The organism is Corynebacterium pilbarense (assembly GCF_026930265.1).
Lineage (GTDB): Bacteria > Actinomycetota > Actinomycetes > Mycobacteriales > Mycobacteriaceae > Corynebacterium > Corynebacterium pilbarense.
Genome location: NZ_JANRML010000024.1, coordinates 1 through 11,685, shown reverse-complemented (window position 1 = coordinate 11,685; position 11,685 = coordinate 1). Strand labels below are relative to the sequence as shown.

The window sequence follows — 11,685 nt, the reverse complement described above, 5'->3', positions numbered from 1 at the left end:
CACCGAGCAGCCTCCTCGCTGTCGGGAGGGGACAGTGGGAGGCGGAGGGCAAACACCGCTCCGCGACCGGGTCCGGGCACCTCCTTGACTGATACCCCCCATGGGTATAGGTTGAAGGTTGTTGGGGCATCTCTACTTCTGCCCCTCAGGACATCAAGGAAAGGATCATCTGATGAGCGCCGTAACAAAGAAGTACATCATCGAAGGCATGACCTGTGGACACTGCAAGTCCTCCGTGGAGGAGGAGATCGGCGAGGTCGCCGGTGTGACCATGGTGGAGGCCACCGTGGATACCGGGCAGGTGACCGTCACGGGTGAAAACTTCACCGACGACGATGTTGTCGCCGCTGTCACGACAGCCGGCTACACCGTCAAGCCCTAATCCCTGGGCCCGGTCCCCGCCTCACGTAGACACGGCCGGGCCAACCCTGCTGGATATGCCCATCAGGCCCAGCCATGCCGGTTCGATATCCCCGACGGTGCATCTGTGGGCGGGCCTTTTGGGACCTCGGAGATGCACCTCACCACTGTTTGCTGAAGGACTGATCACTGATGATTCAAACTCAACCGTCGGTTGACCTACTCCAGGTCGATCTGGGCGTCACCGGCATGACCTGTACGTCGTGCTCAGGGCGGGTGGAGCGCAAGCTCAACAAGCTCGATGGCGTGGAGGCCACCGTCAACTTCGCCACCGAATCCGCCTCCGTCAGTTACGACCCCACCAAAGTCGACGCCGATCGGCTGATCGAAACCGTGCGGGGTGCCGGGTACGACGCGTTCACCATGGGGGATCAACATGCCTCCGCCGTGGACAGCGGCCCGGAGGAGGACACCGAGGTGGTCGGTGACCGCCACGAACAGGCCCGCGAGGCCGAAGCCACAGACCTGAAGTCGCGTCTGATCGGGTCGACGATCCTCTCCGTTCCGGTGGTCGCGATCTCGATGATCCCGTCCCTGCAGTTCATGAATTGGCAGTGGGCCCTGCTCGTCATGTCCACCCTGATCTACTTCTACGGTGGCGCCCCGTTCCACCGGGCGACCTTAACCAACCTGCGTCACGGCTCGACCACGATGGACACACTCGTGTCTCTGGGCACTACCGCTGCGTATCTGTGGTCGCTGTGGGCCTTGTTTTTCGGCAACGCCGGGCACCCCGGCATGGTCATGGAGATGAGCCTGCTGCCCCGCGATGACGGCATGGACCACATCTACCTCGAAACCATCGCCGTAGTCATCACCTTCCTGTTGCTCGGCCGGTGGTTTGAGGTCCGCGCCAAGGGCCAGTCCTCCGCGGCGCTGAAGTCCCTGCTGGACATGGGTGCGAAAGACGCCGCGGTGATCCGCGACGGTGAGGAAGTCCGCGTCCCGGTCTCCCAGCTGACAGTCGGTGACGTCTTCGTCGTCCGCCCGGGTGAGAAGATCGCCACCGACGGTCGTGTCATCGAGGGCACCTCGGCCATCGACGAGTCGATGCTGACCGGCGAGTCCGTTCCCGTCGAGGCCGCCCCCGGCACCCCGGTCACGGGCGCGACGATCAACACCTCCGGTCGACTGCTGGTCGAAGTCACCCGCACAGGTTCGGAGACCACGCTGTCCCAGATGGCCAAGCTGGTCACTGACGCACAGGCGAGAAAAGCCCCGGTCCAGCGCCTGGTGGATAAGATTTCCTCGGTCTTCGTCCCGACGGTCATTGTCGTCTCCATCATCACCCTGATCGTCCACCTCGCCGCCGGCAGCGGGGCGAACTGGGCCTTTTCCGCCGCAGTCGCGGTGCTGATCATCGCTTGCCCATGCGCCCTGGGACTGGCCACCCCGACCGCCCTGCTGGTGGGCACCTCCCGGGGCGCACAGCTGGGCTTGTTGATCAGGGGCCCGGAGGTCCTTGAATCCACCCGCCAGGTCGACACCATCGTCATGGACAAGACCGGCACCGTCACCTCCGGGGTCATGTCGGTCACCGGCGTCCACGCCGCCGACGGCTACACCAACAACGAGGTCCTCGCCTTGTCGGCGGCCGTCGAAGCAGGCTCCGAGCACCCCATCGCCAAGGCGATTGTCACCGAGGCCGAGCGCTCCGGGAACATCCAGGAGGCCACCGACTTCGACAGCACCGCCGGCCGGGGCGTCACGGCCACCGTCAAGGGTCACGTCGTCACCGTCGGCCGTCCCGCCGGCCAGCTGCCCCGTGACCTCACCACCGCCTTCGACCACGCACAGTCGCAGGGCGCGACCCCGGTGGCTGTCTACGTCGATGACCAGCCCGCCGGTGTGGTCGTGGTGCGCGATGTCATCAAAGACTCCTCAGCGGAAGCGGTCGCCCAGTTCCGCAGGCTGGGGTTGAGGCCGTACCTGCTCACCGGCGATAACGCGAAGGCCGCGGCCGCCGTCGCCCAAGAGGTGGGCATCGATGCGGCCAACGTGAGTGCCGAGGTCATGCCGCAGGACAAGGTCGCGGTCATCGAGAAGCTACAACATGAGGGCAAGAAGGTCGCCATGGTCGGCGACGGCGTCAATGACGCGGCCGCCCTGGCCCAGGCCGATCTGGGTCTGGCCATGGGGGCGGGCACGGATGTCGCCATCGAGGCCTCCGATATCACCTTAATGAACAACGACCTGCGCTCCGCGGGCGATGCCATCCGTCTGTCACGTCGCACGCTGGGCACCATCAAGGGCAACCTGTTCTGGGCGTTCGCCTACAACGTCGTGCTGATCCCGGTCGCCGCGATCGGTTTCCTCAACCCGGGGTTGGCGGGCATTGCGATGGGCTTCTCCTCGGTGTTCGTGGTCTCCAACTCCCTCACGCTGCGTAGATTCAAGTCCTCCCACGACAACACAAGTTCCTCACCGCAGCCCGCTCGCCCCTCCGTGCGGCAGCCGGTCACCGCCTAATCCGCATCCTTTGCTAGCGATAAGGAACCCCGTGTCCTCCTCCTGCGGCTGAGTCCCTCCAATAACACTCAAATCTCCGTCCCCAAGTACCTGCTCCTGACCTCTCCCCCGGCCCCACCCGGCAGGCCCCTCCGGGCTGACAATTTGCCGACTACTTATCCGAATAACGACACAGGGCGTGGGAACCATGAGGTTCTCACGCCTCATTCCATACCCTCGGGCTTTCCATCCTGATCGACCCGCAACTGACTCAGGACATACCTGCCCCCTTTTTTTCAGCAAGGAGACCATTGTGGATACTCGCACCCCTGATCAGACCGTTTCCTCTTCGGGTGGGGCCGACACCTGTCACACCACCCATGGCTACATCAACGACAAGGATCGCTATCTCGCCCGCCTCAAGCGCATCGAGGGACAGGCCCGGGGCCTGCACAGCATGGTCGACGAGGAACAGTACTGCATCGACATCCTTACCCAGATCTCCGCGGTCAATGCTGCCCTACGCAGCGTTGCCCTGGGACTACTCGATGACCACATGAAACACTGCGTCCGTGACGCCACCAAGTTAGGAGGAGAGGAGGCCGACGCCAAGTTCCAGGAAGTCACCGACGCTATCGCCCGTTTCGCCCGATGACAGGTCGGGACCCGACCACCACACCCCCGTCGAGAACGGCGGCCAGGCCACTCTGACCGCCCCTGTTGCCGTCTGGAGGCTTCGGAGTCCTGCTGCTGGCGGCGACATGATCGGGTTGATGGCCACTGTTGCTGCTGGTCGAAAAGATCGCGCCACTGAACAACCTTGACCACATCCCCACCTGCAACATCAACCGGTGCTGTTGCAAAGTTGGGGGGGAGAGCCGCAGCCCTGAAGGCGGCCGACGGTCAATGACCTCGAGCGCTATCCTAACCACGATCTGCGCGCACTTCAGGGCTTTCGGGATCAGGGACAACAGCACCGCTGCGGTTAGATGTATCTCTAGCCCTCTGTGTGCACGCAAGTCCGGAGTTTGTCCGACGATAGCGGGGTTAATGAACCCTGTGGGTGTTGTGGAAGATCCACCACTCGTACAAGCACATCACCGCGGCGACGCCCTCCCAGCAGCCGACGACGAAACACCATCGGCCCCGCCGGCGCCGCTGCTCAGGAAGCCAGTGGAGTGACACTCACAGACCTCCGAGACTGCGCCGACAGAAGGCGCGCCTCCCCTGCCCCCGTGGGGGCCGTCTCTGCATTCGTGCGTTCAGCGCCCGTTACCTCACGCCAGTATGGTCGTCCTCCGGGGCGCCGGTCTGCGTGGTGTCGGCACGTTCGTCGTGTGCGGTGACATGCCCCTCGCGTCGCATGCGTTCAACCATGTGCGGGTAATGCAGTTCGAACGCAGGCCGCTCGGAGCAGATACGCGGTAGCGAGGTGAAGTTGTGGCGCGGCGGCGGGCAACTAGTCGCCCACTCCAGCGAGTTGGGTGCTGTTGCAAACAGGAATGCCAAATAACTAACTATTTGTTAGTGTGCAGCACAACGCTGGTACCGGATCCGCCGTTTTCGTCGAAAACGCGAGTTTGCAACAGCACCTATCAGGTCCTAGTTCTGGTTCTGTGGCGGCAGCGCCGCGACGAGCTGGACGTCGAAGTCCTGCGGACCCAGGCTGGCGGCACCGCCTGGCGAACCGAGGTCGTCGAAAAAGGCGGCGTTAGCGTCGATGTAGCCCACCCACTTGTCTGGGACATCGTCTTCGTAGAAGATGGCCTCAACCGGGCAAACGGGCTCGCAGGCACCGCAGTCGACGCACTCGTCGGGGTGGATGTAGAGCATCCGTTTGCCCTCGTAAATGCAGTCCACGGGACATTCCTCGACGCAGGCTCGATCCAGGACATCAACGCAGGGCTGGGCGATTGTGTAGGTCATCGGATCTCCGATACTACGGATAAAGACGTGGAAAATAGGTTCACTGTCATCCTACTAGCTCCCCGATCCTTCACCAATGGGCACATATCTTCGATTACCCCCGCCGCCAGTAGCGGTAAGGATAGTGGAACCGGTCAGCTGGTCACCGTCGCATGCTGGTACAAACATCAGGGACAGGAGGCCGGTGATCGAACGGTGCCGGTCCATGGTCTCGCCGCGAAAAACGGACCCTCGGCGGGATCAAACACCCCAGGGGAAGTCCCTATCTTTCTTATTGCTTCAGTTTGGCAATGGTGATCAAAACAGCGGAGTCCTCGATTGCCTCGAGGCTGTGCCGAGATCGCGGCACGATCAACAGATCACCGCTGCGACCTATCCAGGTCTCATCGCCCGTCCTGAGTTGGACACGCCCTTGTAGGACATAAATCGTGGATTCATCGTGATTGTCGCGCTCTCCGAGCTCGGCACCCTGACGTATCCCGACGACGGTCTGCCGCAGAACTTTTTCGTGTCCGCCGAAGACGGTATCGGCGGCACGAGCACTAGAGGCGATGACGGCCTCTTTAAGTTGCTTGCGGGCGAGGGCCTCGATCGATATTTTGTGCATATAAACAACCTTTCGGAGCCGGTCTGGGAAGCATCGAATAGTGAGGAGACCATGTTTTTGTTCATGCGCTTTCCCTGATGGCCCAAGAAGTTAACGCAGTACGTAAAAAGTGGACTCTGACGTGTCAGTGGTAGGGATCCTCCGTGGGCGGGCCGATGCGCAGGATAGCGGTCAGCGCTTGGTTTCGGTTACTGACATCGTACGGCAATATCGGTCGGCTCGACCTGATCCTGGAAGCCGAAAACGACACCACCAATCGGTATAAACTGGCCAAACAGGCCGACGTACTGATGCTCATCTATCTGTTGGGACCAACCGGTGTCATCAACCAACTCGGCAGGCTCGGTTATTCCTTCTCCGAAACTGACCTGAAACGCACCGTAGAGTACTACGTGTCCCGCAGCTCAGAAGGATCCACACTCAGCCGGGTGGTCCATTCCTCGGTGCTCTCCCGCTTCAACGAGGACCGGGCCTGGGCCCTTTTCCGCGAAGCCGTGGTCGCGGACCTGGATGACACCCAGGAGGGAACCACCCGCGCAGGAATTCATCTGGGTGCGATGGCGGGCACGGTGGATATCCTAACCCGCTCTTTTGCCGGTCTTCAGACCGAAGCCAACGCCCTTACCTTCGATCCCCGACTGCGTACCCACCTGGAAAAAGTGGAATTCCAGATCCAGTACCGCGGGCACCTGATCGATGTTGCCCTGAGCATCGATAGTCTCCTGATCCGACTACACCCCAGTACTGCGCCACCCATCTACGTGGGGAGCGCGGGAGCGTATGTGGAACTCGCCGGTGGGGAGTCAACGGACCTATTCGAGGCACGACGCGGCCTGCAGAACAAATCTACCCCGGACCTAACCAGGTGAGAAAACCCATGATGTCTGCCAAGCAGGCCGAAGCCAGGAGCATGACCGGTTCCCTTCGGCGGAGAGCAAAGCTGCCGAAGACCCACGCTGGCCGGGCACCACCGGGGAAGAACCGTCATGACGCAGATCCTCGGTATTTACCTAACTGGACTGGAACCGTACCGGGATACGACAACGAGCACAGTTGCCTGGGACCGGGGCACAGTGGGCTCCACGACATGGTCACAACTCGCTAGGCGGAAGGACGTTTCATGGACGTAGGAAAATACGACAAGGTCAGGGCCGGTACCGGCTTCATCGCGGCGTTGGATCAAAGCGGGGGCAGTACCCCGAAAGCGCTGAAACTTTATGGGATCAACGAGGACGCCTACTCCAGTGGGGAGGAGATGTTTGGTCTGGTGCATAAGATGCGCACGCGCATCATTACCAGCCCCAGTTTCGACGGTGACCGGATCCTCGGGGCGATTTTGTTCGAGGACACAATGGACCGCGACATCGGGGGAATGCCTACAGGGGATTATCTGTGGAAAGTCAAAGACATTGTGCCGTTCCTCAAGATTGACAAGGGCCTGGCGGAAGAAACCCACGGGGCTCAGGTCATGAAGCCCCTCCCTGATCTGGACAACCTGCTCGAGCGTGCGGTAAGCAAGCACATGTTCGGCACCAAAATGCGCTCGTTCATCAGGCTTCCCGGGGAGGGGGGTGGACGCTGTCGTTGCGCAGCAGTTCGCGATCGCTCAGCAGATCCTCCGGTTCGGGTTGGTACCCATTGTCGAGCCTGAGGTCGACATCCACAGCCCCCGGAAGATCGAGGTAGAAGACCAGCTCCGGGTGACCCTGCGCAAAGAGCTCGACCAGCTGAAGGAGGACCAGGCGGTCATCCTCAAACTGACGCTTCCCGAAACTGATGACTTCTACCGCGAGCTCGTGGAACATCCGCGGGTGCTGGCACTATCAGGCGGCTACTCGCGCGGAAGCTAACGCTCGCCTGGCACGCAACCCCGGAATAGTCGCCAGTTTCTCCCGCGCCCTGACCGAAGGGCTCACCGTCACCCAGGACGACCGCGAATTCGACGCTGTCATGGATGAAACAATCGGCACTATCGCGGAAGCCTCACGCACCTGACTACGCCTTCCGAAAAGGCGCGGTGCGCCTGATCAACTGCTTATACAGCGGTGCCCGACCCGGACATGAGCGATCTGGGTCGGGCACCGCCGTGGGTGTCTCCTGCTGGAATCAGCCGTTGGACAGAGGTGAGAAAAAGTCCGCGCGCACCCCCAGGGCACGGTCGGTGCGCTGGATGGACTCATCACCGTCTTCCACGGTGCCAGCCAGGGCACGGATTGCGTCGATGTTCTCGGGGATGACGATGGCCTGGTTGTCGACCGTGTACGTCCAGAACAACTCATTGCCCTGCACGGTCAGGATATCTTCCCAGATGGCGACCTCATACATATCGCCCCGTGGCCGGCCTAGATCTCGCATCAATTCGACGGTGCTGTTGACCGCCACGATTCCATCGGAGCGCCGCACGAAAGCGATCCGCGGCATCGCCTTCAACGCTTCGAGAACCTCTTCTGTGTCTGCCGGGCGGGTTAGCTCGATGGTCCAGAAATGCAGGTGGTTGTGGGTGTGCGCTCCCTTGGCCGCCATGGTCACCACATCCAGGTCGGGGACCACCGACTGGGCGTCTGGGCCTTGATGGCTGGGAATACGACCTTCGGGAACTATGGTGTTCATGATCCCCGAGTGGTCGGATTCCCACGGATCGGTGGCCCGGCGGACAAGCACTCCCCGCGCTTTGGACAGCAATCCAGCGTCCTGGAGTGCGATAAGGGTGCGGACAGTGCCGGTGGTGTTGCAGGAAACCACGCGGGTGGTGTCGCGTCCAAGCGTGGAACTGTAGTTGGCGTGGGCAACGAAGGAGTGGCCGGTGAGACTGTGCTTCTCCCCGCCCTGGAACACGGACTTGACTCCATGGGTGCGACAGAGGTCGAGGTTGCCGGCCCCGATGGTGGACGGGGTGCAGTCCACCACGACATCCGCGTTGTCGAGCAGGTCCGGTAGTTTCCCGGCGATGGGATATCCGGCAGCGCTCATCTCTTGGTGGGCTTCTTCGGTGGAGGCATAGACCGGGATGCCCTGCGTGATGGCGGTGGCGACCCGGTAATCGGTGGTGACGTCGCTGACCCCGAGGAGTTCCATGTCTTCCTGGGCTCTCACCGCGTCGGCTACACGTTTACCGATGACACCGTACCCGTTTACTGCAACCTTGATTTTATTCGGCATGCTGATTGTCCTTCCCGGAAATCCTCGTTTGGCCCGATGGCCGTATGGTCGTGTTTCTCATCTGGGGTGGTCGGGGAATGTCCTTGTTCAGAGCTCGTTGAGCATCTGCTCCATCTCGGCGATCTCGGCCTCCTGATCTTCAATGACCTGCTCAGCCAGAGCGATGGCCTGCGGGTTCTGGCCATCAGTGACCTCTTCGCGGGCCATATCGACCGCGCCCTCATGGTGGGCGGTCATCTGCTCAAGGTAGAGCCGGGCAGCCTCGGTGCCCTTGGCGTCCTCGAGGGCTGTCATGTCCTCCTCGCTCATCATTCCACTCATCCCGCCATGGTCCATCTCACCCATATCACCGGTGACCGGATCTTCTTCCCAGGTCTCGAGCATGGTATTCATCCGGTCGATCTCCGGCCCCTGGGCATCGATAACACCCTGGGCGAACTCGATGACCTCGGCCGGGATATCGTCCTTGGCCAGGAGGATTTCACTCATCTCCACGGCCTGTTGGTGATGCGGGATCATCATCTGCGAGAACATGATGTCCGCGTCATTGTGCTCGGCGGAGACCTCTCCGGCCGCCCCCGTCTCTGTCTCAGGATCCGTGGTGGCCCCGGTCGTTTCGGTGGTGTCGGGGGCGGACGTAGTGGCGATGGTCGTGGTGTCGGTGTTTTCTCCCTCAGTGTTATCTGCGCAGGCGGACAAAACCAGGGTGGAGGTCAAGGCGAGAGCGGCGATGGTGATGGTGCGCTTCATGGGGGTTCCCTTTCGGAGGTTGTGTATGGGGGAGTCGATGAAGGATTGAAAGTCAGCGGACGGGGGCTGCAGAGCTCACAGCAGCCTTCTCCTCCTTCCCGTCGGTCGGAGCCAGGTGGGCCGGATCCAAATCAATGCGGCGTAGCAGCTGGGCGTTCAGGGCCACCACGATGGTCGAGGCAGACATCAAGATCGCGCCCATGGCCGGGGACAGCACGAACCCGATCGGGGCGAGCACGCCGGCGGCCAGCGGCACGGCGAGGATGTTGTAGCCAGAGGCCCAGATGAGGTTTTGGATCATCTTGCGGTAGCTGGCCTGCGAGAGCTCAATCATCGACAGCACTGCACGCGGGTCATCACTGGCCAGGACCACTCCGGCGGATTCCATGGCCACATCCGTGCCGGCCCCGATGGCGATACCGACCTCCGCGCGGGTCAGAGCGGGGGCGTCGTTGACACCGTCGCCGACCATGGCCACGCTCAGGCCACGCTCCTGTAACTGGGTGACCTTGGTGTCCTTGTCTTGGGGCAGGACCTCGGCGAAGACCTCATCGATCCCCAGGTCCTTGCCAACCGCCTGGGCCACCTGCTGCGCGTCACCGGTGATCATCGCGACCTTCACCCCGCGGTCTTGCAGGGCTTTCACGGCGGCGTGGGATTCGGGGCGAATCTTGTCCTCGACGGCCACCGCACCGATGATCTGACCGTCGCGGACAATATGGAGCACACCGGCCCCACGTCCGGTCCAGGCGCTGGTGGTGTCGGTGAGCTCGGCCGGGGCGGTGAGGTTGAGCTCGCGCAGCATGTTCGGCCCGCCCACGAGGATCTCAGCACCATCGACAGTGGCCCGGACCCCCCGGCCGGAGGCGGCGCTGAAACCAGTTGCACGGATTTGCCGACGGGAGGCCTCGGGATGGGCGGCCGCGGCCGCCACGATGGCGCGGGCCACGGGGTGCTCGCTGTCGGCCTCCGCGGCGGCGGCCAGGGCCAGCAGCTCGCCCTCGGTGACGCCGACAGCTGCCGCGACACCGGTGACCGCGTGCGCCCCCTCGGTCAGGGTGCCGGTTTTGTCGAAGAGCATCACGTCGATGGTGCGCATCCGTTCGAGCGCCATCCGGTCCTTGATGAGCACCCCGGATTTCGCGGCCCGCTCGGTGGAGATCGCAATGACCAGCGGAATCGCCAGGCCCAGGGCGTGCGGGCAGGCGATGACCAGTACCGTGACCGTGCGCGCCACGGCATCGTCCGGGCTGCCGAGGATGGTCCACACCACCGCGGTGATCAGAGCGGAGATCAGCGCGAACCAGAACAACAACGCCGCCGCCCGATCCGCCAGGGCCTGGGCCCGGGAGGAGGACTCCTGGGCGTCGGCAACCAAGCGTTGGATCCCGGCCAGGGCGGTGTCCCCGCCGGTAGCCTCCACCCGGATGCGGACGGTGTTGTCGGTGGCCACAGTACCGGCGACCACCTTGTCACCGGTGTCGCGGAAGACGGGACGGGATTCGCCGGTGATCATCGCCTCATCGAATTCGGCGGCTCCGTCGAGGATGGTTCCGTCGGCCGGCACCCGGGCACCGGCCCTCACCAGCACGACGTCGTCGACGACCAGCTCGGAGATGGCCACGGTGCGGGTGGTCCCGTCGATGACCTTCTCGGCCTCATCCGGCAACAGGGCAGCCAGCGCGTCAAGCGCGGAGGACGCGGCCCCGAGAGCACGCATCTCCAGCCAGTGGCCCAGCAGCATGATGGTCACCAGCAGGGCCAGCTCCCACCAGAAGTCCAGGTCAAAACCGCCCAGCCCCAGAGTGGTGACCCAGGAGGCGACAAACGCCACGGTGATGGCCATGGCGATCAGGAGCATCATCCCGGGTTGGCGGGATTTCAGTTCGTTCCATCCGCCCTTGAGGAAAGGCGTTCCGCCGTAGACGAAGATGATCGTGCCCAGCACCGGGGGGATCCAGGTGGATCCGGGGAATGCCGGGAGGTGGTAGCCGAGCAGCTGGGCGACCATGGGGCTGAAAATAACGACGGGAATGGACAGAATCAGCGACCACCAGAAGCGGTCCCGAAACATTGCGGTGCTGTGTCCGGCGTGTTCGCCGTGACCATGAACGTGGTGGTCTTCGTCCATGGCGGAGTGCGGGTGATCGTGGGGCATCGCCTGGCCGTGGGTGTCGGCATCTGCGTGGTGTTCGTGGCTGGCATGATCCGGGTGGTGGGTGTGGTCTGTTTCCGGAGCGGGGTGATCACCATGGTGATCACCGGAATGGTGGGGAGTGCTCATGAGGTTCCTTCCGCTCAACCCGGTCGGGGTCGAGATGATGGGTAAAACTGATCAGGATAAGACGGTGTAGCCGGCCTCTTCGATGGCCCGG

9 protein-coding genes and 2 pseudogenes are annotated in these 11,685 nt (G+C 62.6%); 5 read left to right on the top strand and 6 right to left on the bottom strand.

The window, feature by feature from the left end; all coding sequences use genetic code 11:
- Positions 1-172: 172 nt before the first annotated feature.
- The 3 genes from NUW87_RS10970 to NUW87_RS10960 all read left to right on the top strand — a co-directional run bounded on the left by NUW87_RS10970 (position 173) and on the right by NUW87_RS10960 (position 3,523).
- Positions 173-382: a heavy-metal-associated domain-containing protein gene (locus NUW87_RS10970; RefSeq protein WP_034997583.1), complete on the top strand. Its 210-nt coding sequence runs from the start codon at positions 173-175 to the stop codon at positions 380-382.
- A 170-nt stretch (positions 383-552) separates the two neighbouring features.
- Positions 553-2,889 (top strand): heavy metal translocating P-type ATPase, encoded by a 2,337-nt coding sequence (locus NUW87_RS10965; protein WP_269028552.1) that lies wholly within the window; start codon positions 553-555, stop codon positions 2,887-2,889.
- A gap of 367 nt (positions 2,890-3,256) precedes the next feature.
- Positions 3,257-3,523 carry a metal-sensitive transcriptional regulator gene (locus tag NUW87_RS10960; RefSeq protein WP_269028554.1) on the top strand — a complete coding sequence of 89 codons (267 nt, stop codon included), beginning with the start codon at positions 3,257-3,259 and terminating at the stop codon, positions 3,521-3,523.
- A 617-nt stretch (positions 3,524-4,140) separates the two neighbouring features.
- Here the strand turns inward: NUW87_RS10960 and NUW87_RS10955 are convergent.
- The 3 genes and pseudogenes from NUW87_RS10955 to NUW87_RS10945 form a co-directional block, all read right to left on the bottom strand.
- Positions 4,141-4,350, bottom strand: a pseudogene (locus NUW87_RS10955) (aa3-type cytochrome oxidase subunit I); the annotation flags it as partial.
- Positions 4,351-4,470: 120 nt separating this feature from the next.
- Positions 4,471-4,794: a ferredoxin gene (fdxA, locus tag NUW87_RS10950; protein WP_269028550.1), complete on the bottom strand. Its 324-nt coding sequence runs from the start codon at positions 4,792-4,794 to the stop codon at positions 4,471-4,473.
- A gap of 271 nt (positions 4,795-5,065) precedes the next feature.
- Positions 5,066-5,401 (bottom strand): cupin domain-containing protein, encoded by a 336-nt coding sequence (locus tag NUW87_RS10945; RefSeq protein ID WP_269028547.1) that lies wholly within the window; start codon positions 5,399-5,401, stop codon positions 5,066-5,068.
- Between the two features lie 143 nt (positions 5,402-5,544).
- Between NUW87_RS10945 and NUW87_RS10940 the strand changes: the two genes are divergently transcribed.
- Together NUW87_RS10940 and NUW87_RS10935 are read left to right on the top strand one after the other, a co-directional pair.
- Positions 5,545-6,270: a glycosyl hydrolase family 65 domain-containing protein gene (locus tag NUW87_RS10940; protein ID WP_269028545.1), complete on the top strand. Its 726-nt coding sequence runs from the start codon at positions 5,545-5,547 to the stop codon at positions 6,268-6,270.
- Between the two features lie 251 nt (positions 6,271-6,521).
- Positions 6,522-7,396 (top strand): annotated as a pseudogene (locus NUW87_RS10935) (fructose bisphosphate aldolase).
- 111 nt (positions 7,397-7,507) lie between these two features.
- On the opposite strand, the gene NUW87_RS10930 reads toward NUW87_RS10935, so the two are convergent.
- From NUW87_RS10930 to NUW87_RS10920, 3 genes are all read right to left on the bottom strand, one after another.
- Positions 7,508-8,560 carry a type II glyceraldehyde-3-phosphate dehydrogenase gene (locus NUW87_RS10930; protein WP_269028544.1) on the bottom strand — a complete coding sequence of 351 codons (1,053 nt, stop codon included), beginning with the start codon at positions 8,558-8,560 and terminating at the stop codon, positions 7,508-7,510.
- 87 nt (positions 8,561-8,647) lie between these two features.
- Complete coding sequence (locus NUW87_RS10925) at positions 8,648-9,310, bottom strand: DUF305 domain-containing protein (RefSeq protein WP_063936941.1); 663 nt, start codon at positions 9,308-9,310, stop codon at positions 8,648-8,650.
- 52 nt (positions 9,311-9,362) lie between these two features.
- Positions 9,363-11,594: a copper-translocating P-type ATPase gene (locus NUW87_RS10920; protein ID WP_269028542.1), complete on the bottom strand. Its 2,232-nt coding sequence runs from the start codon at positions 11,592-11,594 to the stop codon at positions 9,363-9,365.
- Positions 11,595-11,685 lie beyond the last annotated feature (91 nt).

Bases quoted from the DNA above. Each gene is read 5' to 3' on its own strand.
- NUW87_RS10930 (WP_269028544.1), bottom strand. From the start codon at position 8,560: ATGCCGAATAAAATCAAGGTTGCAGTAAACGGGTACGGTGTCATCGGT.
- NUW87_RS10920 (WP_269028542.1), bottom strand. From the start codon at position 11,594: ATGAGCACTCCCCACCATTCCGGTGATCACCATGGTGATCACCCCGCT.
- fdxA (WP_269028550.1), bottom strand. From the start codon at position 4,794: ATGACCTACACAATCGCCCAGCCCTGCGTTGATGTCCTGGATCGAGCC.
- NUW87_RS10965 (WP_269028552.1), top strand. From the start codon at position 553: ATGATTCAAACTCAACCGTCGGTTGACCTACTCCAGGTCGATCTGGGC.
- NUW87_RS10925 (WP_063936941.1), bottom strand. From the start codon at position 9,310: ATGAAGCGCACCATCACCATCGCCGCTCTCGCCTTGACCTCCACCCTG.
- NUW87_RS10945 (WP_269028547.1), bottom strand. From the start codon at position 5,401: ATGCACAAAATATCGATCGAGGCCCTCGCCCGCAAGCAACTTAAAGAG.
- NUW87_RS10970 (WP_034997583.1), top strand. From the start codon at position 173: ATGAGCGCCGTAACAAAGAAGTACATCATCGAAGGCATGACCTGTGGA.